Source organism: Zwartia vadi, assembly GCF_030410375.1.
GTDB lineage: Bacteria > Pseudomonadota > Gammaproteobacteria > Burkholderiales > Burkholderiaceae_B > Zwartia > Zwartia vadi.
Window position 1 is genome coordinate 1 of record NZ_JAUHHE010000002.1, and the last position, 26,993, is coordinate 26,993.

25 protein-coding genes, 1 tRNA gene and 2 pseudogenes are annotated in these 26,993 nt (G+C 51.3%); 16 read left to right on the forward strand and 12 right to left on the reverse strand.

The features are described from left to right. The 5 genes and pseudogenes from QWY27_RS15375 to glcF form a co-directional block, all read left to right on the forward strand. Positions 1–120, forward strand: a pseudogene (locus QWY27_RS15375) (IS30 family transposase); the annotation flags it as partial. A 44-nt stretch (positions 121–164) separates the two neighbouring features. Continuing rightward, positions 165–1,580 carry an FAD-binding oxidoreductase gene (locus QWY27_RS01660; protein WP_290194106.1) on the forward strand — a complete coding sequence of 472 codons (1,416 nt, stop codon included), beginning with the start codon at positions 165–167 and terminating at the stop codon, positions 1,578–1,580. 61 nt (positions 1,581–1,641) lie between these two features. Beyond that, a complete protein-coding gene (locus QWY27_RS01665) occupies positions 1,642–3,138 on the forward strand; it encodes an FAD-linked oxidase C-terminal domain-containing protein (RefSeq protein ID WP_290194107.1) in 1,497 nt (498 codons plus the stop codon). Between the two features lie 3 nt (positions 3,139–3,141). Next, complete coding sequence (gene glcE, locus QWY27_RS01670; protein ID WP_290194110.1) at positions 3,142–4,242, forward strand: glycolate oxidase subunit GlcE; 1,101 nt, start codon at positions 3,142–3,144, stop codon at positions 4,240–4,242. A 10-nt stretch (positions 4,243–4,252) separates the two neighbouring features. Then, positions 4,253–5,482 (forward strand): glycolate oxidase subunit GlcF, encoded by a 1,230-nt coding sequence (gene glcF / locus QWY27_RS01675; RefSeq protein WP_290194111.1) that lies wholly within the window; start codon positions 4,253–4,255, stop codon positions 5,480–5,482. A gap of 89 nt (positions 5,483–5,571) precedes the next feature. Here glcF and QWY27_RS01680 read toward each other — a convergent pair whose 3' ends face one another. From QWY27_RS01680 to QWY27_RS01690, 3 genes are read right to left on the reverse strand one after another with little or no spacing between them, the layout of a single operon-like run. Beyond that, entirely contained in the window at positions 5,572–7,020 is a 1,449-nt protein-coding gene (locus QWY27_RS01680) for an NAD(P)(+) transhydrogenase (Re/Si-specific) subunit beta (protein WP_290194113.1), read from the reverse strand. Next, entirely contained in the window at positions 7,017–7,361 is a 345-nt protein-coding gene (locus tag QWY27_RS01685; RefSeq protein ID WP_290194114.1) for an NAD(P) transhydrogenase subunit alpha part 2, read from the reverse strand. Before QWY27_RS01685 ends, QWY27_RS01680 begins: the two co-directional genes overlap by 4 nt. Then, complete coding sequence (locus QWY27_RS01690) at positions 7,361–8,479, reverse strand: Re/Si-specific NAD(P)(+) transhydrogenase subunit alpha (protein ID WP_290194116.1); 1,119 nt, start codon at positions 8,477–8,479, stop codon at positions 7,361–7,363. Before QWY27_RS01690 ends, QWY27_RS01685 begins: the two co-directional genes overlap by 1 nt. Before the next feature lie 134 nt (positions 8,480–8,613). Between QWY27_RS01690 and mnmA the strand changes: the two genes are divergently transcribed. Further along, a complete protein-coding gene (mnmA, locus tag QWY27_RS01695) occupies positions 8,614–9,741 on the forward strand; it encodes a tRNA 2-thiouridine(34) synthase MnmA (RefSeq protein WP_290194118.1) in 1,128 nt (375 codons plus the stop codon). A gap of 24 nt (positions 9,742–9,765) precedes the next feature. Here mnmA and QWY27_RS01700 read toward each other — a convergent pair whose 3' ends face one another. Further along, positions 9,766–10,377 carry a glutathione S-transferase gene (locus QWY27_RS01700; RefSeq protein WP_290194120.1) on the reverse strand — a complete coding sequence of 204 codons (612 nt, stop codon included), beginning with the start codon at positions 10,375–10,377 and terminating at the stop codon, positions 9,766–9,768. Positions 10,378–10,657: 280 nt separating this feature from the next. Here QWY27_RS01700 and purB point away from each other — a divergent pair, with 280 nt between their 5' ends. Together purB and QWY27_RS01710 are read left to right on the forward strand one after the other, a co-directional pair. After that, positions 10,658–12,037, forward strand: coding sequence for an adenylosuccinate lyase (gene purB, locus QWY27_RS01705; RefSeq protein ID WP_290194122.1), 1,380 nt, complete (start codon positions 10,658–10,660; stop codon positions 12,035–12,037). A 74-nt stretch (positions 12,038–12,111) separates the two neighbouring features. Continuing rightward, entirely contained in the window at positions 12,112–12,570 is a 459-nt protein-coding gene (locus QWY27_RS01710) for a c-type cytochrome (protein WP_290194124.1), read from the forward strand. Here the strand turns inward: QWY27_RS01710 and pcaD are convergent. Together pcaD and QWY27_RS01720 are read right to left on the reverse strand one after the other, a co-directional pair. Further along, a complete protein-coding gene (gene pcaD / locus QWY27_RS01715; protein WP_290194126.1) occupies positions 12,560–13,333 on the reverse strand; it encodes a 3-oxoadipate enol-lactonase in 774 nt (257 codons plus the stop codon). The genes QWY27_RS01710 and pcaD overlap by 11 nt on opposite strands. 78 nt (positions 13,334–13,411) lie before the next feature. Then, the gene (locus QWY27_RS01720; protein ID WP_290194128.1) at positions 13,412–14,113 is read right to left on the reverse strand and encodes a cytochrome b/b6 domain-containing protein; all 702 of its coding nucleotides are present in this window, start codon (positions 14,111–14,113) and stop codon (positions 13,412–13,414) included. Between the two features lie 114 nt (positions 14,114–14,227). Here QWY27_RS01720 and QWY27_RS01725 point away from each other — a divergent pair, with 114 nt between their 5' ends. The 7 genes and pseudogenes from QWY27_RS01725 to QWY27_RS01755 all read left to right on the forward strand — a co-directional run bounded on the left by QWY27_RS01725 (position 14,228) and on the right by QWY27_RS01755 (position 21,477). Further along, positions 14,228–15,082 carry an endonuclease/exonuclease/phosphatase family protein gene (locus QWY27_RS01725; protein WP_290194130.1) on the forward strand — a complete coding sequence of 285 codons (855 nt, stop codon included), beginning with the start codon at positions 14,228–14,230 and terminating at the stop codon, positions 15,080–15,082. A gap of 219 nt (positions 15,083–15,301) precedes the next feature. Next, a complete protein-coding gene (locus tag QWY27_RS01730; protein ID WP_290194132.1) occupies positions 15,302–16,675 on the forward strand; it encodes a CmpA/NrtA family ABC transporter substrate-binding protein in 1,374 nt (457 codons plus the stop codon). Between the two features lie 2 nt (positions 16,676–16,677). Beyond that, positions 16,678–17,520: a nitrate ABC transporter permease gene (gene ntrB, locus QWY27_RS01735; RefSeq protein WP_290194134.1), complete on the forward strand. Its 843-nt coding sequence runs from the start codon at positions 16,678–16,680 to the stop codon at positions 17,518–17,520. 20 nt (positions 17,521–17,540) lie between these two features. Further along, on the forward strand, positions 17,541–18,338 hold the full coding sequence (locus QWY27_RS01740) for an ABC transporter ATP-binding protein (protein WP_290194136.1): 798 nt from the start codon (positions 17,541–17,543) through the stop codon (positions 18,336–18,338). Between the two features lie 63 nt (positions 18,339–18,401). Then, positions 18,402–18,845: a cyanase gene (gene cynS / locus QWY27_RS01745; RefSeq protein WP_290194569.1), complete on the forward strand. Its 444-nt coding sequence runs from the start codon at positions 18,402–18,404 to the stop codon at positions 18,843–18,845. Between the two features lie 102 nt (positions 18,846–18,947). Then, a pseudogene (locus tag QWY27_RS01750) lies at positions 18,948–20,183 on the forward strand (hydantoinase/carbamoylase family amidase); the annotation flags it as partial. Positions 20,184–20,235: 52 nt separating this feature from the next. After that, a complete protein-coding gene (locus tag QWY27_RS01755; RefSeq protein ID WP_290194138.1) occupies positions 20,236–21,477 on the forward strand; it encodes an ArgE/DapE family deacylase in 1,242 nt (413 codons plus the stop codon). Here the strand turns inward: QWY27_RS01755 and QWY27_RS01760 are convergent. Beyond that, positions 21,474–22,340, reverse strand: a complete 867-nt coding sequence (locus tag QWY27_RS01760) for an amidohydrolase family protein (protein WP_290194140.1) — start codon at positions 22,338–22,340, stop codon at positions 21,474–21,476. The genes QWY27_RS01755 and QWY27_RS01760 overlap by 4 nt on opposite strands. A gap of 144 nt (positions 22,341–22,484) precedes the next feature. Between QWY27_RS01760 and QWY27_RS01765 the strand changes: the two genes are divergently transcribed. After that, positions 22,485–22,561: transfer RNA gene (locus QWY27_RS01765), tRNA-Met, on the forward strand. 6 nt (positions 22,562–22,567) lie between these two features. On the opposite strand, the gene QWY27_RS01770 is transcribed toward QWY27_RS01765, so the two are convergent. The 5 genes from QWY27_RS01770 to QWY27_RS01790 form a co-directional block, all read right to left on the reverse strand. After that, the gene (locus tag QWY27_RS01770) at positions 22,568–23,284 is read right to left on the reverse strand and encodes an ABC transporter ATP-binding protein (protein ID WP_290194143.1); all 717 of its coding nucleotides are present in this window, start codon (positions 23,282–23,284) and stop codon (positions 22,568–22,570) included. Next, positions 23,281–24,483: an ABC transporter permease gene (locus QWY27_RS01775; RefSeq protein WP_290194144.1), complete on the reverse strand. Its 1,203-nt coding sequence runs from the start codon at positions 24,481–24,483 to the stop codon at positions 23,281–23,283. The genes QWY27_RS01770 and QWY27_RS01775 overlap by 4 nt, the downstream gene beginning before the upstream one ends. Then, positions 24,483–25,757, reverse strand: a complete 1,275-nt coding sequence (locus tag QWY27_RS01780; RefSeq protein ID WP_290194146.1) for an efflux RND transporter periplasmic adaptor subunit — start codon at positions 25,755–25,757, stop codon at positions 24,483–24,485. Before QWY27_RS01780 ends, QWY27_RS01775 begins: the two co-directional genes overlap by 1 nt. 82 nt (positions 25,758–25,839) lie before the next feature. Next, positions 25,840–26,256, reverse strand: a complete 417-nt coding sequence (locus tag QWY27_RS01785) for an ExbD/TolR family protein (RefSeq protein ID WP_290194147.1) — start codon at positions 26,254–26,256, stop codon at positions 25,840–25,842. Next, a complete protein-coding gene (locus tag QWY27_RS01790) occupies positions 26,256–26,993 on the reverse strand; it encodes a MotA/TolQ/ExbB proton channel family protein (RefSeq protein WP_290194149.1) in 738 nt (245 codons plus the stop codon). Before QWY27_RS01790 ends, QWY27_RS01785 begins: the two co-directional genes overlap by 1 nt.

Below are 26,993 nucleotides of genomic sequence, written 5' to 3' on the forward strand. Positions count from 1 at the left end.
TGGGCACTGAATACTAGACCTCGAAAAAGCCTCGGCTTTAAATGCCCTGCAGAACTGTTTTTACCTGATACATTTAATGGCGACGAGTATTACCGCCGACTTGTTGCACTTCGCACTTGAAACCACCGTCTATCAACACTGTCACTTGCATCAATCAACGAAAGATGAACGCACCTCACGATATTCAGACTTTGCGCTGCCCGCTTCCTGACGAAATGATCGCTGAGCTTAAAGCGTGTTTTGGCGAGCGGTTCTCGATGGCCAATGCCGTGCGAGACCATCATGGCAGGGACGAGTCTCCCTATCCTTCCATGTTGCCCGATGGCGTGGTGTTCGCGCACAGTACTGATGAGGTTGTGACGGTGGTCAAGCTGTGTGACAAGCATGGTGTCCCTCTGATTCCCTATGGCTCCGGATCCTCCCTCGAAGGCCACATTCTGGCTGTGCAAGGCGGAATCAGTCTTGATCTGACCGGGATGAATCAAATTATTGCCTTGCATGCAGAGGATCAGACTGTGACGGTCCAGGCGGGCTTGACACGCAAACAACTCAATGAACAGATTCGGGATACCGGTTTATTTTTTCCGATCGATCCTGGCGCGGATGCTTCACTTGGTGGAATGTCTGCGACACGTGCCTCGGGAACCAACGCCGTGCGATATGGCACGATGCGCGAAAACGTTGTTTCCCTGACTGTTGTGACGGCCCAGGGCAAGGTTATCCGCACTGCGAGACGCGCCAGAAAATCTTCTGCCGGCTACGACTTGACGCGTCTGTTCGTTGGGAGCGAGGGCACGCTAGGTGTCATCACCGAGGTGACTGTCAAGCTCTATCCTCAGCCTGAGGCAGTCAGTGCCGCTGTCTGCAACTTTCCTAGCGTGCATGAGGCGGTTGCCTGCGTGATTCAGACCATTCAACTTGGTGTTCCCGTGGCGCGGGTAGAGCTCATGAATGCAGACGCCGTGCGTGCGAGTAATCTCTACAGCAAGCTGACTTTGCGAGAAACGCCTTTACTGCTGTTTGAATTTCATGGCAGCGAGGCGAGCGTGAAAGAGCAAGCCCAGACTGTGCAGGAGATTGCCAAGGACTGCGGTGGAATGGATTTCGAATGGGCCGAGCGTCCTGAGGATCGAAACCGTTTGTGGACGGCACGCCATAACGCTTATTTCGCAGGCTTGCAGCTACGTCCGGGCTGCAGGGCCAGTACGACAGATGTGTGTGTGCCGATTTCGCGTTTGGCCGAGTGCATTGATGCAGCCACCGAGGCGCTTTCTAAAGTGAGCTTTCCCAGCACGATCGTCGGTCATGTTGGGGATGGTAATTTTCACGTCTTGATGTTGTTGGATCCCAACAGCGATATTGAGTGGCAGGAATCAGAGCGGCTCAACCACCAGCTTGTGACCCAGGCGATTGACGCGGATGGCACTTGCACCGGTGAGCACGGCATTGGTCTGCATAAAAAGCAGTTCATGGCGCGCGAGCATGGCGAGGATGCTTTGGACTTGATGCGCATGCTGAAACAGTCCTTTGATCCCAACAATATCCTTAATCCCGGAAAGGTCATTGACCCTCGGGTTTAGGTCAAACATCGGGTAAGTCCTGTCCTGCGCAAACTTGTCTTCCGCGCTATTGTTGTGACCTATGAATGCGATCATTGAAACTGGCTTATCCCCCTTGATTGTGCCGCCGAAAGAAGAGGTGGTCCTTGCGCTGCGAGCGGCTGTCCCTCCCCATTGCGTGCTCAGTCGCGAGGAGGATACCCGGCCCTACGAGTGCGATGGGTTGTCTCTCTATCGTGCACTACCCATGGCGGTGGTATTGCCCGAAACAGAAGCGCAGATTCAAAACGTTCTAAAGGTGTGTAAGCGTCTGAATGTCCCCGTGGTGGCACGAGGAGCCGGAACAGGGTTGTCCGGTGGGGCGATGCCGCATGCTCAAGGCGTTTTGCTCGGGCTCGCCAAGTTCAATCAGATCAAACATATCGACCCGACCTCCGCGATTGCCGTGGTGCAACCTGGCGTTCGCAATCTTGCTGTCTCTGAGGCGGCAGCGCCTTACGGTTTGTACTATGCGCCGGATCCTTCGAGCCAGATCGCCTGCACGATTGGCGGGAATGTCGCAGAAAATTCTGGTGGTGTGCACTGCCTGAAATACGGACTGACCATCCATAATGTTCTGAAAGTTCGAATGGTCACAATGGACGGCGAAATTGTGGAGCTCGGTTCACTGGCTCCCGATAGTCCCGGACCGGATTTATTATCTGTTTTTGTTGGTTCGGAGGGCATGCTCGGCGTAGTGACCGAAGTCACATTACGCTTGACTCCAAAGCCTGCATTGGCGAGCGTCATCATGGCGAGTTTCGATGATGTCGAAAAGGCGAGTGATGCGGTCGGAAAGATCATCGGCGCAGGCATCATTCCCGCAGGCCTGGAGATGATGGATAAGCAGGCGACTCAGATGGTCGAACCGTTTGTCAAAGCCGGTTACGACATGGACGCTGAAGCGATTTTGTTGTGCGAATCCGATGGCACAACAGAAGAGGTCGCCGAGGAATTGCATCGTATGGAGCAAGTCTTTCAGCGCGCGGGAGCGACCCGGCTGCAGGTTTCAACCAGTGAAGCCGAGCGTTTACGTTTTTGGGCAGGTCGTAAAAATGCGTTTCCCGCAGCGGGACGCGTCTCTCCCGACTATTACTGCATGGATGGCACGATTCCCCGACGCCGTTTGGGTGATGTGTTGAAGGCTATCCAGGGAATGGAAACACAGTTCGGGCTGCGTTGCGCCAACGTGTTCCACGCAGGGGATGGTAACCTCCATCCTTTGATTTTATTTAATTCCAACATTGCCGATGAGGTCCAGCGCGCCGAAGATTTTGGCGCGGCCATCCTTGAGCTATGTGTGGAAGTGGGGGGCACCATAACGGGCGAGCATGGCGTCGGGATGGAAAAGATTAATCAAATGTGCGTGCAGTTCAGCCGCGATGAGTTGGATGTGTTTATGGCGGTCAAGCGTGCTTTCGACCCCGCCTGTTTGTTAAACCCTGAAAAGGTCATTCCCACGTTGGCGCGTTGTGCAGAATACGGCAAGATGCACGTGCATGGCGGAGCGATTGCTTTTCCTGAGCTGCCGAGATTTTGACGTATGAAAAATTACGAAATCTCTCAACTGGTTGATCAAGTGTTGGCGGCGCGCGCGAGTTTCAAACCTGTGCTGATTCGTGGTGGCGGAACGAAAGCTTTCTATGGCAATCCCTTTGAGCATCGGGGTGAGACGCCAGTGACGCTTGACATGCGAAGTGTGCGGGGGATTGTCAACTACCATCCTTCGGAGCTGGTCATGACGGCACTGGCGGGAACGCCTTTGCAAGAAATCATCGATACGCTGGATGCTTCTGGACAAATGCTTGCGTTTGACCCACCCGCCTTTGGTACCGAGGCGACGATCGGCGGGTGTGTATCTGCCGGCTTGGCTGGTCCCGGTCGACAGGCTGCGGGGCCTCTAAAGGATTACGTCCTGGGCGCACATTTACTGGATGCTCAAGGTCGCGTGCTCAAGTTCGGTGGCGAGGTGATGAAAAACGTGGCGGGCTATGATGTGTCGCGCCTGCTGACTGGGGCCATGGGAATGTTTGGAGCCTTGACCCAGGTGTCGATTAAAGTTGCACCCAAGCCTTTTGAGGTGTGCACGCTAGAGTGGGATATTGACGAGCCCGCTGCGTTGGATATGGTGTTGAAATGGCGCGCGCAGCCGCTGCCGATTTCAGCCACGTCCTGGGAGTTTATTGGTGGGGCGGGGCGTTTGCGTGCACGTCTGGCCGGTGCCTCTGCAGCCTTGCGTTCCGCTCGGCAAGTGCTTGGTGGCGATCTTGTCGATTCAGCCGTCGCGACACGTTATTGGTCGGACTTGCGTGAACAGGCACTGGATTTCTTTTCAACACCTGTCTTGTGGCGTATAGCCTGCGCACCAGGAACACCGGTGCTTGGAGTTGGACCCACCCTGATTGAATGGGGAGGCGGACAGCGTTGGGTAGCTGCCGATTGTGATCCTCAACATATACGTCGAATCGCCGAGCAGGCGGGTGGTCATGCGACGCTATTTAGACAGAATGAAGGAAAGGCATTGCCTCCAATGGGTGTTTTTCATCCATTGAGCCAGGGTGCCGCGACGATTGTGCGACGGCTTAAGCAAGAGTTTGATCCGAAGTCACTTTTTAATCCCGGTCGTTTGATCGCAGGTCTATAAAGAGACAATCATGCAGACCAATTTGGCACAATGGGCACGCGACTCCAAGCTTGGGCAAGAGGCTGACGATATTTTGCGTCGCTGCGTGCACTGCGGCTTTTGTACGGCGACCTGCCCAACTTATCAAGTATTGGGTGATGAGCTCGATAGTCCGAGAGGGCGTATTTACTTGATTAAAGAAGTGCTCGAGGGTAAGGAGCCGACCCAAGCGACGCAAGAGCACCTAGACCGTTGTCTGACTTGCCGTAATTGTGAAACAACCTGCCCCTCCGGCGTCGAGTATGGTCACTTGGTTGACATCGGACGCCAGATTGTCGAGGAAAAAGTTCCGAGACCTTTTGTGCAGCGGATGCAGCGCAGTTTGCTTCGAAAGGGCTTGATTTCGCCGCTGTTTGCGCCTGCATACAAGCTTGGGCAATCTGTGCGGGCCTGGTTGCCTGAAACCTTGCAGCGCAAAATTGTGGAGTCTCGTCCTGTTGGTCAGATTCCCTCTACAAAAAGACATGAGCAGCAAGTGTTGTTGCTGGCTGGATGTGTCCAGCCAACCATGATGCCGACAATCGATGCCGCCACAATTCGGGTGTTGGACCGCTTGGGTATCGGCAGTCAAGTTGTTGCCGGAGCGGGCTGTTGTGGTGCATTGAATTTTCATCTTGACGATCAAGATACCGCGCGCGCGCAAATGCGTGCCAATATCGACGCCTGGTTACCCTTTGTTGAATCAGGAAAAATTCAGGCGATTGTAATGAACGCCTCTGGATGCGGTGCAATGGTCGCCGAGTATGCTCATCATCTGCGCGATGATCCAGTCTATGCCCCACGAGCTGAAAAAATTGTTGCGTATGTGCGGGATATTGCTCAGGTTGTTGCGCCCCATGCTGAAACGCTGGCGCAGCAGATTGATCAACAAAAATTACCAAAGCGTCCAGTGTTTCACCCTCCCTGCACGTTGCAACATTGGCAAGGCTTGCGTCCTGAAAGTGAACAGCTTTTGAGCGCTCTTGGGCTGAGTCTTCAGCCTTTCACTGAGACGCATTTGTGTTGCGGTTCTGCAGGCGCCTATTCGGTATTGCAGCCAGAGATTTCAACGTCCCTGCGAGACCGTAAACTTGGTCATATCAATGCTGCATCCCCTGATATGGTTGTGTCCTCTAATATTGGCTGTATCGGGCATTTGCAAAGCGGCACAGATACACCTGTGCGTCACTGGATCGAAGTTGTTGATGCTGCGCTAAAGTAATACGGCATCAGCACTCTTGGCAATCTCTTAGCAATCGATTGTTAAATAAAAAAAGCCCAACTGATCTTCAGTTGGGCCGGTGACTGAGTTTAAGAGTGATCGACTGCTTTGACCATGTCTTCAATCACTTTTTTGGCATCACCAAAAACCATCATGGTTTTGTCCATATAGAAAAGTTCGTTATCCAGACCGGCATAACCTGATGCCATGGAACGCTTGTTGACGATAATTGTTTTGGCTTTATAGGCCTCCAAAATTGGCATGCCGGCGATGGGAGATTTGGGATCTGTCTTGGCTGCGGGGTTGACGACGTCATTGGCCCCGAGCACAAGAACCACATCCGTCTGCGAAAATTCGCTGTTGATGTCTTCCATTTCGAATACCTGATCATAGGGGACCTCCGCCTCGGCGAGCAGGACGTTCATATGACCAGGCATACGACCAGCAACCGGGTGAATGGCGTATTTGACGGTCACCCCACGTTCGGTGAGTTTTTCAGCCAGCTCTTTCAGTGCATGTTGAGCCCGAGCCACGGCAAGACCATAGCCCGGGACAATGGTCACTGTCTCTGCGTTCGTCAACAGAAATGCCACATCATCAGGGCTACCTGAGCGAACTGTGCGTTGTACAGCCGCGCCAGCCGCAGCGCCAGCGTCGACCGCACCACCGAAGCCACCTAAAATCACATTGAAAAAGGACCGGTTCATGGCCTTACACATGATGTAGGACAGAATGGCACCCGAGGAGCCGACTAAAGAGCCGGCAATGATCAGCATTGGATTGTTGAGCGAGAATCCAATACCTGCTGCCGCCCAGCCGGAATAGCTGTTTAGCATCGAGACGACAACGGGCATATCCGCGCCACCAATCGGGATAATGATCAGAACGCCTAAAATGAAGGCGATGATGGTCATGATGATAAACGGCGTCCAGTCTTGTGAGAACATGAACCAAATGCCGCAAGCGATCATGGCAAGCGCCAAGGCCAGGTTGACCATATGCTGACCAGCAAATACGACTGGTGCACCTTGGAATAGGCGGAACTTGTATTTGCCTGAAAGTTTCCCAAAGGCGATAACTGAACCAGAAAAAGTAATCGCACCTACAAACGTACCAATAAACAACTCAAGACGGTTACCCAAGGGGATTGGTTCGCCTTTGGCAGCAACGATATTGAAGGCTTGGGGTTCTGCAACAATTGCGACCGCAATGGCCACGGCGGCCAGGCCGATCATACTGTGCATAAAAGCGACCAACTCAGGCATTTTGGTCATCTCAACACGCTTAGCCATTAGTGTGCCGATCGAGCCACCAATCAGCAAACCAAGCAAGACCCAGCCCAGGCCTGCGCCAGCCTGTGCTTCGCGTGACAAGCTGACGATCAGCGCTGCCGTAGTTAATACAGCGATAAACATGCCAGCCATGCCAAAAGCATTGCCCAGGCGTGAGGTGGTTGGATGTGACAAGCCTTTGAGTGCCTGGATAAAGCAAACTGAAGCGATTAGATAGAAAAGGGTTACGACGTTGATAGAAATCATGCCTGGCTCCCTTTGTTTTCCGCCTTGTTGTCTTGCGCGGATTTATCTTTAGGCGCTTTCTTTTTGAACATTTCCAGCATGCGTCGGGTGACTAAAAAGCCTCCAAATACATTCACCGCAGCAAGTGCCACGGCAAATACACCCATGCCGCGGGCAAGTCCGCCTTCAGTCAAGGCCGCAGCCAGCATGGCACCGACAATCACGATGGCCGAGATGGCGTTGGTGACAGCCATCAGTGGGGTGTGCAGGGCTGGTGTCACGTTCCAGACAACGTGATAACCCACATAGATCGCCAATACAAAAATAATCAGGTTTACGAGAGTTGGGCTAATGGCTTCCATTATTTCTTCCTTAGATTTTTGCCGCCTTCGCAGACGAGGCAAGCTGCAACGATATCGTCATCACGCGCGATGGCCAGATTGGCCTCTTTATCGATGATGAGTTTGAGGAAGTCCAATACGTTGCGGGCATAGAGGGCCGAGGCATCTGTGGCGAGCATCCCAGGCAAGTTGGTCAGCCCGACAAGTGCGACACCGTTTTCATAAACGACCAGACCCTTTTGCGATAGCGGGCAGTTACCGCCTCGCTCTACTGCGAGATCGACAATGACAGAGCCGGGTTTCATGGCCCGCACCGTCTCGGCTGAGATCAGAGTGGGAGCGGGGCGGCCAGGTATGAGCGCTGTTGAAATGACGATGTCGGCTTGTTTGCAACGCTCAGAAACCAAAACGGCCTGACGTTGCATCCAACTTGCGGGCATCGGGCGCGCATAACCACCCACACCTTTTGCAATCTCGCGTTCTTCGTCTGTTTCAAAAGGTACATCGATAAATTTTGCACCGAGGGACTCGACTTGCTCTTTGGCTGCGGGGCGTACATCGGAGGCCTCCACCACAGCACCTAAGCGCTTGGCAGTGGCGATGGCTTGCAAGCCTGCAACACCCGTTCCAAGGATCACCACGCGGGCGGCTTTGATCGTGCCTGCTGCAGTCATCATCATGGGAAACATGCGGCCGTAGTATTGAGCGCCCAACAACACGGCTTTGTAGCCAGCCAGGTTAGCCTGAGAAGACAAAACGTCGAGACTTTGGGCACGCGTGGTACGTGGCGCAGCCTCAAGCGCAAATGCGGTGATTCCGGCTTGCGCAAGGGCGTCCAGACCTGCTTCGTCAAAAGGATCCAGCATACCGATCAAAGTACTGCCGGTGGAGATGCTTGGTAATTCCAAAGCACTGGGCGCACGGACTTTCAAAATAAGTGGTGCGGCAAAGGCTTGCGCAGCGTCGACTATTTTTGCTCCAACTTGCTCATAGGCTTGGTCGGAAAAGTGAGCGGCTAAACCTGCCGCTTGCTCAACGAGCACCTCATGTCCTGCGGCCACATACTTCTTGACCGTCTCCGGTGTTGCTGCAACACGTGTTTCGCTCTCGCGAGTCTCGCGCGGAATTCCGATGCGCATCGAGCTCTCCATTTAAAAAAGATGATTAATCTTTGGTTTATACACCAAGCAAGGGGGGGCTTGCCTGAGGTTTGAGTCTTGTTTGATCGTTCTGCAGCCATGAGTGAGCGTGGAACGACTACAATTTGATCAATATGCAAACTTCAAAAAAACGCGTTGTGGTGGGAATGTCCGGCGGAGTCGACTCTTCCGTGACCGCGTGGCTCTTGAAACAACAGGGCTACGAGGTAGTGGGTCTCTTTATGAAAAACTGGGAGGACGATGATGACTCCGAGTATTGTTCGACAAGACAGGACTGGATTGATGCGGCAAGTGTTGCCGATATGATTGGTGTAGATATCGAAGCGGTCAACTTTGCGGCAGAGTACAAGGATCGTGTCTTCGCTGATTTTTTGCGAGAGTATTCTGCCGGACGCACACCAAACCCCGATGTCCTATGCAACGCAGAAATCAAATTTAAAGCTTTTCTTGATCATGCTATGTCCCTAGGCGCCGATCACATCGCGACGGGGCACTATGCTCGCGTTCGCTCGGTTTCTATGCCACAAGATATCGGCGGCAGTTCTGTTTACCGATTCGAGCTCCTCAAAGCAGTTGATCACACAAAAGATCAAAGTTACTTTTTGCATCGCCTCAATCAAGCGCAGTTGTCTCGCACACTTTTCCCTCTGGGCGAAATCACCAAACAGGAAGTCAGACAGATTGCCCTTGATATTGGTTTGCACAATGCAGCTAAAAAAGACTCCACGGGTATTTGTTTTATTGGGGAACGACCGTTCAGGGAGTTTTTAAATCGTTACCTCCCTACACAGCCAGGTCCGATTTTGACTGAAACGGGGCAGCAAGTTGGTACGCATCACGGCTTATCTTTTTATACTCTGGGCCAACGCAAGGGCTTGGGTATTGGCGGGGTCAAGGGACGCCAGCATGCGGATGGCACAGGCCCTGTCTGGTATGTGGCACGCAAAGATATGGCACGCAACACACTATTTGTGGTTGAAGGGCATGATCATCCTTGGCTCTTGTCAGAAGGGTTGACCGCAGAGCAGCTAAGCTGGGTGAGTGGTGAGACGCCAGCAAATGGCCAGTATGCCGCCAAAACACGCTACCGGCAAAGTGATGCAGCCTGTACTTTTTCAGCTTCGGCAGATGAACATCAGTTTAGTTTGAATTTTAATCAGGCCCAGTGGGCCGTGACCCCAGGTCAGTCGGCAGTTTTGTACGACGGAGACGTTTGTCTGGGCGGCGGGATCATCGCCTGACCAGATTGCTCACGCTTTGCTGGGTTATTGAGCAGGTGGCTTAGTGTCAATAAAGCTTTGGCGCTGACTCAGCTTGGTATAGAGCCTGTCCAGGTTGGGTGATTCTGCCCGCCAATTGATGTGTGGAAATCTAAAGTCCAGATATCCCAACACGCAACCAACAGCGACGTCAGCTAAGCTGAAGTTAATACCCATACAGAAGTTTTTATTGCCAAGATCTGCTTCCATCGCTTTGATGGCAGCGTGGATTTTGCCGTACTGTCTATCTATCCACTCTTGACTTTGCTGCTGTGCGGGGCGTTGCTGCTCCTTGATGATAGTGATGGCGGCATCAAGCGTGCCATCAGCCAGAGCCTCCCAGCATTTGGCCTCTGCGCGATCACGCCCAGTCTTGGGGATCAGTTGGCTGACAGGCGACAAGGTGTCCACATACTCAGCGATCACGCGAGAGTCAAACAGCTTGTTGCCATCCTCTGTGATCAAGCAGGGTACTTTGCCCAAAGGATTGAACTCTTGCATCACTGTATCTGGCGCCCAGACGTTTTCGAGCTGCATCTGGTAGTCGAGTTTTTTCTCAGCCATCACAATACGCACTTTGCGAACATACGGGCTAGTTAGCGAGGCGAGGAGTTTCATGTTCTTTCAACTTTTACGACAGAATCAATAGCAGCTAAGAATAGCCTAGTAAGAAAATTTTTCTCAGCTAGGGTTAAAAGCTATTAAGCTCAAATTATAAGAATATTAATATCAACAAAAACCTGTATGCCAATAGTCGTACATCTGACAAAAGAAGCACAAATTTAGATACTTCAGTACCATACCCCGAGTTGCTCGGTTACGGGGCGTTAATCAGCCTGAACGCCGAGTGATAAACTCAAACTTACCTTTTTTGTCGTTTTTTTGTCAGCTTTCTCCTATGCAAACAAATCCCGCTTTGACAGTTTTAAATGCCGTTTCGCCCCTTGATGGTCGATATGCATCCCGTTGCGATGCCTTAAGACCACTGCTTTCAGAAGCCGGCTTTATGGCGCACCGTGTTGAGGTGGAAATTGCATGGTTAATTGGCTTGTCGCAGGCTAATTTGCCTGAGTTGCCCCCTTTTACTCCCGAAGCCACCCAGATCTTGCGTAATTTGGTAGCCAATTTTTCAGAGGCAGATGCGGATCGCATCAAGCAGATTGAACGCACGACCAACCACGACGTCAAGGCTGTCGAATACTGGCTCAAGGAAAAAGTCGCCGGTCATCCCGAGCTGGAAAAGGCGGGTGAGTTCATCCATTTCGCCTGTACCTCTGAGGACATCAACAACACTTCCCATGCGTTGATGCTCGGGCGTGCGCGTGAGCAGGTTGTGATCCCTCAATTGCAAAAGGTGTTGGATTCTTTGCAACACATGGCGCATTCACAGGCTGCTCAGCCTATGTTGGCCCGCACGCATGGTCAGCCGGCCTCTCCAACAACACTGGGCAAAGAGTTTGCCAACGTGGCCGCCCGATTGCGTGATGCGATTGCGCACATCCAAGCTGTGGTGCCGCTTGCAAAAATGAATGGTGCAACAGGTAACTACAACGCGCACTTGTCCGCATATCCAGAAATAGACTGGCCGGCATTCAGCGCGGGTGTTCTCAAGGAACTGGGGCTTAAGCAAAACCCTCATACGATTCAAATCGAACCACACGACTGGATGGCGGGCTTGTTTGATGCGATTGCCCGTGCCAATACGATTTTGATCGATTTAAATAGAGATATCTGGGGCTACATTGCCTTAGGATATTTTAAGCAGCGCCTCAGGGACGGTGAGGTGGGGTCTTCGACGATGCCACATAAGGTCAATCCGATTGACTTTGAAAACGCCGAAGGCAATCTTGGTTTGGCGAATGCGGTGTTAAGACATCTGTCTGAAAAGCTTCCAATCTCTCGCTGGCAGCGCGACCTGACTGACTCCACTGTGCTGCGTAATTTGGGTGTGGCGCTAGGCTATTGTTTAGTGGCCTATGATGCCTGCCTGCGAGGCCTGGGTAAGCTCGAAGTCAATACGGCTGCGATTGATGCAGATATCGACAACTGCTGGGAGGTGCTTGCAGAGCCCATCCAGACGGTGATGCGCCGTTACGGTTTGCCTCAGCCTTACGAGCAGCTCAAGGCCTTGACCCGAGGCAAGGGCATTACCGAACAGGCCTTGCGAGAGTTCATAGGTGGCCTAGACCTGCCGGCTGATGTGCGTAACAGAATGTTGGCCATGACGCCGCGCAGTTATATCGGCTTGGCTCAGTCTCTTGCCAAAACAGTGAAGTGACCCAAGTTCTGTTCGATCTATTGCGTGAATGTGTGTTTAAGTATGATTTTTGTGTGGTTTACAGGAGCATGTGAATGAAAAAAATCGTTACATTGTTAATTGGTAGCGCCTTGCTTTCCCCTTTGTGGATGTCAACGGCCAGCGCTCAGTTTGCCAAGCCTGAGGACGCCATCAAGTATCGCCAAGCGGCTTTTGTTGTGCTGGCTTCGCAGTTTGGTCGCATGCAGTCAACAGTGAAAGGTCAAGTTCCTTATGATGCAGCAGCTATCAAAGCCAATGTTGAAATCGTGAAAACGCTTTCGACACTCCCCTGGGGAGCCTTTGGTGCAGGCACGCAAGGTAAAAGCGCTGCCAAGCCCGAAGTTTGGTCGGACGCAGCAGGCTTTAAAACGGCACAAGCCAAGTTCGAGAGCGCTGTCGTCAAGCTCTCAGCCGCTGCGGACTCAGGTGATCTTGAAAAGTTGCGTGCGGCCTTTGGTGACGTTGGTGCAAGTTGCAAGGTCTGTCACGACTCCTATCGTGTCAAGAAATAAAAGGTAGCACTGCCGCCAGATATTCGTGGGGAATCTCTGGTGGCGCGATATGCGCACTCGAAACCATCACCATCTTCGCACCGTTGATTCGGTCAACGAGTGCCTGGCCTCGGACTTTGGGTGTGGAAAGGTCAGCGTCTCCAACTACCACTAGGGTAGGTACCTGAATGCGTTCAAGACGTGGGTAAAGATCCATGTCTCGAATCGCGCCGCAGCAGGCTGCATAGCCTTGCGGTGATTGGGATAGCGCAATATTGCGCACACGCTTTAAATGCACATTGTTTTGTGCGACGAATGCCGCTGTAAAAAATCTTCCCATCACACCATCAATAATCGCGGCCATACCGCCGGATTTCAAAGCTGCGATGCGCTGATCCCAGATACCAGGGTCAAACTCAGCAGCCGTATGGCTCAAGATCAGTTTTTTAAGTCCGGTTGGTTTGCGCGCGGCAAGCTCCATCCCTACCATGCCACCAAGAGAAATCCCCCAGTAGTGATAGCTACTTAGTCGCGCGGCAGCGATCACAGCTTGGGCATCATCTGTGAGTTGATTGATCGAATAGGGGCCCGGGGGCGCATCAGAGCCGCCGTGACCGCGGGTATCGAAACGAACAACATAAAAATGTTTCATCAACGCTTCGAGCATGGGATCCCAAAGCGTGAGGTCGCAGCCAAGTGAGTTGCCCAAGACTAAAGCCGGTAGCTGTGTATCTCCGTCTGCACGCCAATAAATTCTGCAGTCACCGTTATTAAGTGTCGGCATTTTGTAATTCCCCCGATGATTTTTATAGTTTGAGACCCAGTATTATTCACTAAAAGTCCGCTCGGAGACACTGTTCTTTCAGGTAAAGCTCGCGGGAGCATTCATGGCAAGCCCCAATAGCCACCAAGCCAGCGCTCCAAGCAAAGCCGCGAGCAGCAGCGCTCCGAGTCTGACGCGCCAGTCATCGCGTGCACTTTGTGTTCCAGCTGGCAACGTATGCTTTGGTACATCTCCTGTCATCATGGGCGGCACGAGCGCCTCGCCACGAATACTGTAGAACCCGATTGCAAGAAGGTGCAGTGCGATGATTGCATAAAGCACATATTCAGTGAGGCTATGAATGCGTGTGAACAGGGCAACGGTCTCGTTGCTGACAAACTGCGCAAGAGGACCTTGTGTCATTACGTCATCGTTTGCAAATAGGCCTGTTGAACTTTGTAATAAAAAAAGAAGGAGCATCGCCAGAACTGACCAGGCGCCTAATGGGTTATGTCCGGCATAACGTGCACCGTGACGCGCACGTAAATAGGCGATTGTTTGAGCGGGAGAACGGATAAATTGAGTGAAACGGGCGTAACGCGGTCCGATTAGCCCCCAAATCAAACGAAAAAGTAACAAGGCAAAGCTGGCAATGCCAAACCTGACGTGCCAGTCCATCCATGATCCACCCAAGTGAATGGTAATCAGCGCGCCAGCGATGTTCGCAGCGAGTAGCCAGTGAAACAGTCTTGTGGGAAGATCCCAGATACGGATTTGAGGGATGGATTTGGAAGCGCGCATGACCAGAGTCGCAGGAATGTCATCTAAGTGAGGAATGTTCACAGTGAAATTTATCACTGTTTGAATCTGATATGTGTCCCTAAACGCGTGATCTTTTATACGGGTGGCTTATAAATGAAAATTCTGACGTGGAATGTCCAGTGGTTTAAAGGACTAGACGGGGCTGTCAATATTGAGCGCGTGATGGACAAAGCCCTTGAAATAGGAGACTTTGATGTGCTATGTATGCAGGAAGTCAGTGTCAATTATCCCGCGCTCACCGGAGATACGGCTCAGGATCAAGTCGCTCGTTTACGTGAGTTGATTCCTGATTTTCAGGTGTTCTTTAGTCCCGCGGTAGATGAGTTGTCCACTTGTGGATCTTATAGACAGAAATTTGGTAATGTGATCGTTTCCAGATTACCCGTGCTTTTGGTTGAGCATGTGTTACTGCCCAATCCTAGACCCTTAGGTGAAAAAAACACTCCAAGTATGCGACGTGTGTGTCTTGTTTGCACAATTCGTGCGCCTTGGGGACCTGTTCGTTTGATGACCTCTCACCTCGAGTATCACAATGGGGCAGCTCGACTGGCGCAAGCGGCAGCCTTGCGCGAGATCCACTTTCAGGCTTGTTCTCTGGCTGAGAGACCGCCTGAAGTGATTCAGGACGGTCCTTATCAAGCTAAACCGCATACACTGGATGCAATATTGTGTGGCGATTTTAATTTTGATGTTCAGAGTGACGAGCATGCAATATTGACCCAGGCTGGCAAGTCCGGGGCGTTGCTCAATGCTTGGAGCGCGTTAGCGCCAGATCAACCTTATCCAGCCACTTTCCGTCTGTATGACAAAACATATGGCCCCAAGCCCGTTGGTTGTGATTTTTTCTTTGTCAGTGCCTCTCTAGGGTCTCGCGTGAAGAGTTTGTCCGTGGATCAGCAAACGCAATTCTCCGATCATCAGCCTGTGTTGTTGACGCTCAGGGACTAGGTATGGATTTTTACTGCGCTTGCAAGCACAACTCCGGTGTTTGAGCGTCATTGCGGTGCTTGCTTTTAAATATTTGCAATGAGTCGCACCTTCCTGGTGCTTTTTCTGCGAACGATCAGTTAAGTCTTTCCATTCACAGTAGTTTGTTTACGCGAGTGCGATGCTGGCACGCCTTTTGCTTGAGTACCTGTATCGAGTTTCTACACAGGGGTGCTCAACATGTCGATCTTCTCCAATCCGTTTGATTCCAAACTTCGTTTGCGTTGTTCGTGTGGTCAGCATGCCACTGCGGCAGAGCATGAGGCGAGCCAGTCCGCGCTGACTGAAATGAAAGATCGGTCCTCCGAGAGTCTCGCAGAGCGCGTTGTGGAGCAAGCTGTCATGCGTGCGGTATTTCCTCGAGATGAAATGCGCCGTCGCTTTTTACAGGCTGTCGGTGCACCGACAGCTTTGGCTGCGCTTTCATCGATATTTCCATTGGCTCTAGCCAAAGAGGCATTTGCCCAGGGTGGCAAGTTAGAAAAAATTAACTTGAAAGTTGGTTTCATTCCCATTACCTGCGCGACACCGATCATCATGGCGGATCCCATGGGCTTTTATAAAAAGCAGGGGCTTAACGTAGAAGTTGTCAAAACCGCTGGCTGGGCGGTGGTGCGTGATAAAGCACTTAACAAAGAATACGATGCCGCGCATATGCTCTCGCCAATGCCGCTCGCTATTTCAATGGGGGCGGGTGCTTCACCAACGCCCTACACAGTACCTGCAATTGAAAACATCAACGGGCAGGCTATCACGCTAGCAGTCAAACACAAAGATAAGCGTAATCCTAAAGACTGGAAGGGATTTAAATTCGCAGTGCCATTCGACTATTCGATGCACAATTATTTGCTGCGCTACTACCTCGCTGAGAATGGTATTGATCCGGATCGAGACGTACAAATTCGTGTTGTGCCGCCACCTGAAATGGTCGCGAACTTGAGGGCTGACAACATTGATGGTTTCTTGGCACCCGATCCGGTGAATCAGCGCGCGGTCTTTGACGGTGTGGGTTTTATCCACATTTTGTCCAAGGAGCTTTGGGATGGGCATCCTTGCTGCGCGTTTGCTGCTAGCAAAGAGTTCATGACAGCGAATCCAAATACCTATAGTGCTTTATTACGGGCGATCGTTGAAGCGACAGCCTATGCACAAAAAGCTGAAAACCGAAAGGAAATCGCCGCCGCGATCCACACCCCTAATTATCTCAATCAGCCACTGACCGTCGTCGAACAAGTACTGACAGGTACTTACGCGGACGGTTTGGGCAACGTTAAAAAAGTACCTGATCGTATTGGTTTTGATCCGATGCCCTGGGAGTCTTTCGCAGTCTGGATCATGACACAGATGCAACGCTGGGGGCAGGTAAAGGGCGATGTTGATTATCAAAAAATCGCACAGGATGTGTTTCTAGCGACTGATGCGCGACGTGCGATGGAGCAGGCCGGTCTGGCTGTCGCGGCACCAGGTAGCAAGAAAATTGTCGTGATGGGTAAACCGTTCGACGCAAGCAAGCCTCAAGAGTATCTCAATAGCTTTGCGATTAAGAGGGTCTAAGGATGATTGGTCGAGAGCGAACAAGAGCGTTGATTTTGTCGGCTTTAATCTTCGCGATTTTTGCCCTGTTTTGGCAAATTGCGACGATGCCAACACAAGGCGTTCAGGTGGTGGACGAAGAGTACGCCAAGCTGGTCGGGGCCGCAGCGGCCACTGGGCAAAAATCTACCTTCCCTGGCCCCCTCGATGTGGGCGCCAAGCTTTTAGATCATTTGTCTGATCCTTTTTACGATCGGGGAGCAAACGATAAAGGGATTGGCATTCAACTTGCCTGGTCTGTCTCGCGCGTCGCTCTGGGCTTTGGACTGGCAGCACTCGTTGCCATTCCGCTTGGCTTTTTAATCGGGATGTCACGACTATTTTTTCAGGCACTTGATCCCTTTATTCAAGTACTCAAACCGATTTCGCCACTTGCATGGATGCCGCTGGCACTGTTCACGCTGAAGGATTCGAATGTTTCAGCTGTGTTTGTGATTTTTATTTGCTCAATCTGGCCAATGCTGATCAACACGGCATTTGGCGTAGCCTCGGTCCGTAAAGAGTGGGTGGATGTCTCACGCACACTTGAGGTCAGTCCGCTTCGTAAGGCTTTTTTTGTCATTCTGCCTGCTGCAGCGCCAACCATCATGACTGGGATGCGCATTTCAATCGGCATAGCATGGCTTGTGATTGTCGCCGCTGAGATGTTAGTGGGGGGGACGGGGATCGGATATTTCGTGTGGAACGAGTGGAATAACTTGTCGATCGCGAATATTTTGGTGGCTGTTTTGATGATCGGTGTGATCGGCATGCTGCTCGACCTTTGTTTCGCGCGTTTGCAGCGCGCAGTGACTTACAAAGATTAAGTTTGAGAGGAAGAGGCGAGATGCAAAATTTTTTGCAAGTGCAAGGACTGCGCAAGGCATACGCTGGCGTAGGTGGTGCAGGTGAGTTAGTGGTTTTTGATGATGTGAACTTCACCATTGATCGCGGCGAGTTCGTTTGCATTATTGGTCATTCTGGTTGTGGTAAGACCACGATTTTGAATGTTCTGGCTGGACTCGAGACGCCTACTGGTGGACATTCCTTTATCGATGGACGTGAGATCAGTGGCCCTAGCTTGGATCGAGGGGTCGTTTTCCAGTCACATGCATTGATGCCTTGGATGACAGTACGCGGAAACATCGCATTCGCTGTTCGCTCGAAATGGTCTGACTGGTCGCGTGAAAAGGTCGATGCACATGTGCAGCTATTCATCGATATGGTGCATTTGACTGGTTCAGAGGATAAAAAACCCGCTCAGCTTTCCGGCGGTATGAAACAAAGGGTTGGCATTGCACGCGCATTCGCGATCCAGCCCAAAATGTTGCTGCTTGATGAGCCTTTTGGAGCACTGGATGCGCTCACGCGAGGCAATATTCAGGATGAGCTCGTCACGATCGTGCGCGAAACACAACAAACTGTTTTCATGATTACGCATGATGTGGACGAGGCTATTTTGTTATCAGACAAAATTTTTCTAATGAGTAACGGACCCCGTGCCGTATTGGCCGAGATTGTGACGAATCCTCTGCCCAAGGATCGAACGCGCGCAACGATGCACCATGATCCGAAGTTTTATGAGGTCCGGAATCATCTAATTGATTTTCTCGTCCATCGATCCAAGACGTATGCCGATGCGTAGTTTTCTAATTTTTTATTTAATGACAAGGAGTAGTCCATGGCTTCCAAGGCAGTTGCAAAACCAATGACACGCGAAGACGTAACAGATTTGATTTATTCGGCCAAAGTTCAAAAGGGACTTAAATGGGCGGATGTCGCAAAAAAGATCAAATTATCAAAAGAGTGGACCACTGCGGCATGCATGGGACAGATGACTCTGACAAAGGCTCAGGCGATGGTGATTGGTAAAACGTTTGACTTGCCACCCGAGGCAATCAATCTTTTGCAGGTTGTCCCTTATAAGGGATCGTTGCGTAGTTCGGTGCCAACAGATCCGCTGATTTATCGCTGGTACGAAATCGTGAGTGTGTATGGCACGACGATTAAAGAACTGATTCACGAGGAGTTCGGTGACGGCATTATGAGTGCAATCGATTTTTCAATGGACATTAAACGCGAGCCTGACCCCAAAGGTGACCGTGTGAATGTGGTGTTGTCTGGCAAGTTTTTACCTTACAAGTCTTACTAAGTCGTTAAAAAATGCCCTAGTCCAGATTAAACTGTCGCTGTTGCCTGGTGGATACGGGCGCTGCGTTTTTTACAGGGACTGGACATGACTGTTTTACAAGAAGTCGGCCAAGACATTATGCAGTGGTCAGAGCGTTTGGCCCTGCATAGCGAGCCGGGGTGGGCTGAAAAAGGTCAGCTGACTGTGACTTACCTGACTCCTGCGCATTTGGCAGTAGCGGGTGAGTTAAAGTCGCTGATGCAAGAAGCAGGCTTTGATGAGATTTCTGTCGACGCGGTGGGTAACGTGGTCGGTGTCTATCACGGTACACAGCCGGCGAGTCCCGCGCTCTTGACAGGTTCACATTACGATACTGTTCGCAATGGCGGCAAATATGACGGCCGGCTCGGCATTCTGATTCCCATCGCTGTTGTAAAGTCCCTTTCTTCACAAAAGCGACGCTTGCCTTTTTCGATTGAGGTGGTTGGTTTTTCCGAAGAAGAAGGGCAGCGGTTTCGTGCGACTTTTCTGGCAGCCGGGGCCTTGACGGGTAGTTTTGATCCTGATTGGTTGACTCAAGTTGATGCCGATGGCATTACGATGGCCCAAGCGATGCAGACCGCCGGCTTGCCCGGAACGCTTTCTGCTATCGAGTCGCTTAAACGCGATCCCAATAAATACCTTGGCTTTGTCGAGGTCCACATCGAACAAGGCCCGGTTCTTTGCGAAAAAGCGCTCCCTCTTGGTGTCGTGACATCGATTAACGCGGGGGTTCGCGCAACCTGCAAAATAACTGGCTTAGCGGGGCATGCCGGCACGACTCCGATGTCGATGCGTCAAGACGCGATGTTAGCAGCGGCTGAAATCAGTCTGATGGCCGAGCGACGTGCGCGCGGCGAGGAGGGGTCTGTCGCAACCGTTGGACAGATCAGTGTGCCGGGCGGCTCGATTAATGTGATACCTGGCGAATGTGTCTTTACCTTGGATATGCGTGCGCCGACGGATCCCCAGCGCGATGCTCTGGTCTCGGATATCGTCAAGGAGGCCCAGGCCATTGCTTTGCGCAGACAGGTGCAGTTTGAGTACAACGAGGTCATGCGAGCGAGTGCTGCGCCCTCTGATCCTGCCTGGCAAGCACGCTGGGAGCGTGCGGTCGCCAAAATAGGTCAGCCCATTTTTAAACTCAATAGCGGTGCCGGTCATGATGCAATGAAAATGCATACCATCATGCCTCAGGCCATGCTTTTTGTGCGAGGGGGCAACCGCGGCATCAGTCATAATCCACTGGAAATAATCACCGCTGAGGATGCAACCCTGGCTACCCGGGCGTTTGAAGCTTTACTAGACGAAATCAACTAAACACTGAATCATTTCTTTCGAAAGTCACTCAACCTTTTCGACTCATTAAACAATGAATAACAATCGCTCGGAACTTTACTCAAAACTAGATCATTGGATCGATGCTCACTTTGACGAGCAGGTCAAGTTTTTACAATCAGTGATTCAGGTCCCTACCGATACGCCTCCCGGTAACAATACTCCACACGCCGTGCACGTCGCCAAGCTCATTGAGCCGTTTGGCATGCGGGCTGAACAGCATGCCGTTCCGGAGTCCGTTGTTCGCGACGCTGGTTTAGAGTCGATCACAAACTTGATTGTCAACAGACAGTACGAAACTGGCGGCAAAGTGCTGGCCCTCAATGCACATGGCGATGTGGTGCCTCCCGGAGATGGATGGACCTACCCACCTTATGGTGGAGAGGTCCATGACGGACGCATCTATGGACGCGCTGCTGCGGTGAGTAAATGTGATTTTTCGACCTATATTTTTGCCGTGCGTGCGCTCGAAGCGCTTGGTGTCCCCTTGAAAGGTCGGATTGAGCTGCATTTCACCTACGATGAGGAGTTTGGTGGCGAACTGGGCCCCGGCTGGTTATTGAAAAATAAACTCACAAAGCCCGATTTGGCGATTGCTGCGGGTTTTAGCTATCAGATCATCACTGCGCACAATGGTTGTTTGCAATTTGAGGTCACAGTAAATGGCAAGATGGGCCATGCAGCCGTCCCGACTTCTGGGGTGGATGCCTTGCAGGCCGCAGTGAAAATTATGAATGCTTTGTATGGTTTAAACGAGACCTACAAATCAGTCAAAAGCCAAGTGTCAGGGATTAACCATCCATATCTGAATATCGGCTTGATACAAGGGGGCACCAATACAAATGTGATTCCCGGAAAGGTCGTTCTCAAGCTTGATCGCCGGATGGTGCCCGAGGAAGACCCGTCTCAGGTCGAGGCAAGTATTCGCGAGACGATTGACGCGGTTTGGAAACAGATACCTGGCATCACAGTGGAAACCAAGAGAATCCTGCTTGCGCGTGCTCTCAAACCGCTTCCTGGCAGCACGGAGCTGGTCAATGCTTTGCAATCCCACGCCGAACAACAGTTTGGTGAAAAGGTTCCGGCTTGTGGCACGCCTCTGTACGCTGATGCCCGCTTGTATTGTGAGGCAGGCATTCCGGTCGTGTTGTACGGGGCGGGTCCGCGCACGGTGGAGGAAAGCCGCGCGAAGCAACCTGATGAGCGCCTAGAGCTCGAAGACCTCCGCCGGGCGACCAAAGTGATCGCCCGGACTTGCCTGGATATGATGAGCTAGGCCGAAAATCGATAGAGACGCTGGGGATTATCGACCATCAGCTGTTGCAACAGCGCTTGCTCAGGCGCAATCTGGGCCAGCGCGTTCACGAGCACTCCATCATCTGGGATATGCGTGTGATTAGGATGGGGCCAGTCCGAGCCCCAGACGCAACGGTCTGGATAAGTCGTCACCAAGTGTCTGGCAAAAGGAATGCCTAGCTTGTAAGGTGGTTGTGCATCGATACGATCAATGCCACTGACTTTGACCATAAAACCGGGTAATTCCAAGAGGCGACAAAATGCTTGGAAATGCTCGTGTTCCAGACCAAGGCTTGCATCGACTCGGCCCATATGATCCATGACAACAGGCACAGCGGATTGCTTGAGTAGCGGGGTGAGTTCCTTGGCATGCATGGCATGCAACTGAAGTTGCAGGTGCATCCCCAAGGGTTCAAGTCGGCGGGTCAATGCCACGACTTGTTCGGGTGTGTAGTCAATTTTATAGCCGGGCATGAAGTGGAATCGCAGGCCGCGAAATCCAACCGAGGCTAGACGTTTAAGCTCAGTATCCGAGAGGTCGACCGGAGTGAGGGCAATACCCAGATAACGTCCCTGTGCCGCACGCATTGCATCTTCGACCACACTATTGTCGTACCCATGCAGCAGTGTGTTGACGATCACACAACGGTCGATACCAAGTTTTTTATGTAAGGCAAACAAAGTCTCCTTAGGGGCGTCAGCCGGTGTAAACCCACGGTTTTCAGCATAGGGAAATTTGTCGTTGGGACCGAATATATGGACGTGCGTGTCGGTTGCGCCTGCTGGTAGTTTTATGGTGACGGGAGTCGGTTGGTCCATGTAGGTTTTGATGATGTCTGCCATCTGGTCGTCTCTTGTGGTTTTTAGGATGTGGAATTTATGCAGGATATTTTGACACGGAGAGAACGTTCCGGCCTGCAGAGAGTCCAAAAAAATGCTAGACTTTCGCCTCTTAGTTAAAAGTTCATTCAACTTTTGGCTATCTGGGGCGCATTAGCTCAGCCGGTTAGAGCGACGGAATCATAATCCGCAGGTCCCCTGTTCGAATCAGGGATGCGCCACCAGTAAAATCAAAGACTTACGTCAATTACCCCATCCACTAGTTTAATCGTTCGGTCACATGACGCGGAAAGCCTTGGGTCGTGCGTCACGATCAGTACGGCGCAGCCAAACTGAGTGTTGAAATGATGAAAAAGCTCAAACATGCTGTCAGCTGTTTTAGTGTCTAGGTTGCCTGTAGGCTCATCTGCCAAGAGCAAAGCAGGGCGGCTAACAAGCGCCCGAGCGATAGCAATGCGCTGTTGCTGACCACCAGATAGTTCACTAGGCTTGCTGTTTGCATATTGTTCAAGTCCGACTTGAGCGAGCAGGGCTTTGGCATGATCCTGTTGCGTGGGTGTAGGCTTGCCTTCTCTCACCATGATTGGCATGAGGATATTTTCTATCGCGCTAAATGCCTCGATTAGGTGATGGAATTGAAAGACGAAACCGATTTCTTTTCCACGCAAAGATGTTCTGGCCTCGTCATCCATTTCACGTGTGGGGGTCCCCAGTAAAAACAGCTCTCCATCTGTTGGTTGATCGAGTAAGCCAATGAGATTGAGTAGGGTGCTTTTGCCTGAGCCTGAGGGGCCGACCAGCGCTGCAAAATCACTGCGCTCAATTGACAGATCGATGCCGTGGAGAACTTCGACCTCAGTGGGCATGCCGATGTTGTACGACTTTCGCAAACCCACTAGTCGTAGAACATTTTCACCGCGATCTTTTTCGCTGTTCTTTTCGCTCATACGTATCTGATCGCGACAACCGGGTTGAGATTAGAGGCGCGCCAAGCGGGAACCATTGCGGCCAGCACCCCGGTCAGGGTGGAAGCGAACATGACAACAGGGATGAGCGCGGTCGATAGAGGGATATAAAAAAGCCTTGGTCCAAAGGTGTTAAATGCCCACACCATTACGATACCCAGCAATACACCAATCGATGCGCCTGTCAGACCCAGAAGTCCTCCCTGAAATAAAAAAACACGTAGCATTTGATTGCGACGGATACCCATTGCACGCAAAATTCCGATCTCTCGTGTTCTTTGCGTTACGCTGATCGCCAGTACGCTTGCAATGCCAAAAGCGACAGATAGGGCAACAAAAAAATTGATGATGTTGGTTGATAAGCTTTGTGAGCTCAGCGCATTCATCAGCTGAGCGTTGGTTTGCATCCAGCTTTCCGATTTGAGTCCCGTCAGTTGCGCGATGCGTTTAGCTGTTGGTTCAGCTTTAAATAAATTTTGAACAGTGACATCCAGAAGTGTGATTGCACCAAACAGCCCCAGCAAAGACTGCGTCTGTTTAATATCCAAATAAACGTAGCGCGAGTCGAGTTCCCTGACCCCCATTTCGAAAATACCTACAAGCGTCACAACGGCAGAGCGTCCTTGGCCAGCCTCTAGGCGCATTTTGTTTCCAACACGTAATCCCAAGTCGTCAGCCAGTATTTTTCCAATCACGGCATCGCCCGGTCCCACTCTAAACTCCCCTCGAATAATGTCTTTTTCGACTGGGATGATTTTTTCATAGCGAACCGGATCGATACCTAGGAGCGAGACCGACTTCAGTACATCACCTCGTCTTGCAAAAGCAGGGCCCGTGATGACGGGTGAGACGGCTTTGACGTCCTCCAGCGACTCCAGCGCCAACATGACCTCTTGCCAGTTATTGATTGAGCGCAGTCTCTGAGGACGTTTGTCCTCCAGAATCAATTGAACAACACCCTCCGGTGCCGGCTGTATGACATTGACTTCATCAAAAGGCTGAACACGAATATGGGACTGGGTGCCCAAGGTGCGATCAACGATGTTTGCCTGTAAACCCATGACAAGCGTGGTAATGAAGACAATGACAGAAACGCCGACTGCAATCCCGACCAGAATAAGGATTGTCTGCGTGAACCCTTGTCGTAAAAACTTAAGGGCGATTGTCGATTCGATCCACATCAGTTGAATTTAACAGGAGTTTCTTTACGGTCTGTTTTACCAGTGTTTGCATCTCTTTCCGATACAGAAGAGGGTAAGGCGAGCGGTTTGATCCTGACGCGTGTACCATCTTGTAGTGCATCATTTTTCGATGCTGATTTCTCGGTCGGAAGAGCCATGACCCAATCTCCCGCCCTGAGTCCAGAAACGACTTCAGTCATGACCAGTCCTCGCAGACCAAGGCCAACCTCAATACGTCGAATTTTTTCATCAAGTACGGTAAAGAGTTCTGCCCGCTCGCCTTGAGAATGCATGAGCGTATCGTTTGGAACTGAAAGCGTCTGAGCACGTTGGCCGGTCAAAATATTGACTGTGACAGTCATGTCCTGGCGTAGAAAGTCAGGAACAGGATCGACGGTCAGGCGTATATCAACGGTTCCCCGTTGTGGATCAACGGTGGGTGCAATAAAGCTGACGCGGGCTTTAAAGTTACGGCCGGGGTAGGCATCGGTCGTGCATAGCGCCTCTTGACCCAGGCGCAGTACACCTAGATTACGCTCATCCAAGGGCACTAAGATTTCTGTCTTTCCGGTGCGTGCGATTTCAAGTAAAACTCGACCAGGTTGAACCAGATCACCTGGCTCGACGTTGCGCGTTAATACCTTGCCATCAATCTGCGACCGGACAAGGGATTTTTCTAAAGATGCTTTGGCAGACTGGAGACGTTCGCGCAAGATGGTTTCCTCTGATGCACCTTCGGCGAGCGACGCGACTAACAGACGGGCTTGCTCGGCATTGGCCCGAGCAGTATTTTCTAGGTGTTCGGACTGCTCTTTTACTTCCCGCGAAATGGATTGCATGAGAAAGAGCTCACGTCTGCGCTGGGCTTCGCGAGACGCTTGTAAAAACTGTGATTCTGCTTGCGCTAATGCGGCTTGTGCTTGGGGACGTCTGGCGTTTCGCAGCTGATCTAAAGCTGCCTGAGCTTCACGCACTTTGGCTGAAATCTCATCTGAACGCAGGATCACTAAAATGTCATTGACGAATACTTGGTCACCCTCCTGTACGCGCCTTTCAGTAACAACGCCGGTGACTTCACTGCCAATCTGCACGCGAGAGGCGGAAATCACTCGGCCAGTCGCAACGACGATTTGTACTAGGGGGCTTGATTCGATTTGGTAAGCAGGCACCAAAGGCCCGCGCCAACGTTGCCAGAAGATACCAGCAGTAACAATGATTCCAACTACCACCAACCCAATGATCAAACGTGGCGGATTTTTCCAAAAAGTCTTCACTTCATATCCTTTGTCTGGCGAACGCAAAAGAGAAATGTGTTAAGTGCCAGACAGGGATATCTTAGACCTTTTTGATGAATACTTATTCTTGATCGTTTGGCTGGGTGATAAAGCCGATTTTCCCTATACCCGCCTGGTAAATGCTGCCTAATACCTTGGCAATCGTCTCGTAGCGTGCGTCTTTGTCTGGATAAAGCAGTACGACGGATTTTGGATCGCGCTGACGTTCAAGCTCTAGTTTGTTTTTGATTAATTCCAAAGAGATAATGTCTTGGCCCATAAGGTATAAGCCTTCATGATTAATCCATATCTTGATAGGTTCAGTTGGTTCGATGAGTTTTTGTGTCGTGACTTTGGGAAGCTCGATATTGACCGCCTGATGAACGAGCGGCAGAGTCACAAGAAAAATGATGAGCAGTACCAGCATGACATCCACAAAAGGCGTCATGTTGATTTCACTCATCATTTCCTGTGAGGAGTTGTCGTGTTGGATGCTCATTATTCAGTCGCCTGAAATTTTTTCGCCTCGACTCTTGCTCCTGTGACGAGATAGGCATGCAGGTCGTAGGAAAAGCGGTTGAGTGCACCAGCAATCTTCTTGTTTGTCCTGATAAGCGCGTTATAGGCGAGTACTGCAGGTATTGCCACTGCGAGTCCGAGAGCAGTCATGATTAAGGCTTCTCCTATGGGTCCTGCGACTTGATCCAGTGAAGTCTGTCCGCTAGAGCCTATATTCACGAGTGCGTGATAGATGCCCCACACCGTTCCGAACAAGCCAATAAACGGCGCTGTTGAGCCAATGGAGGCCAGAAAAGTCAAGCCGGACTGCAGGCGTGTGAGACTGCCCTCAACAGAGTTTCTTAACGCGCGCGTGACCCAGTCGCTCAGATCTAGCTGATCGTGCAGTTGTTTTTCAGAGGGATGCCCCTCGGAGGTGGAGTCTTGCGTGCAAGAGGGTCGTTCAAGGTGCTGAACGGCCTCTATTCCATCTTGAGCGAGATTTAAAAATACATTGTCGCGATGCTGTCCAAGTGCTTTTAAGCCAGCACTAAAGGAAGCGGAGTGCCAAAATCGTTCAATACGTACGCTGAAGGACTTTTGTCTTGCGTGAGCGAGAGCCTTTAAAAGAATAATTGTCCAGGTTAACACTGACATGGCAATCAAAATCGCCGCTACACAATTACTGATGATGTCACCTTGTGACCAAAAATCGGTTAAAGCTAAATGGGCAGTCAT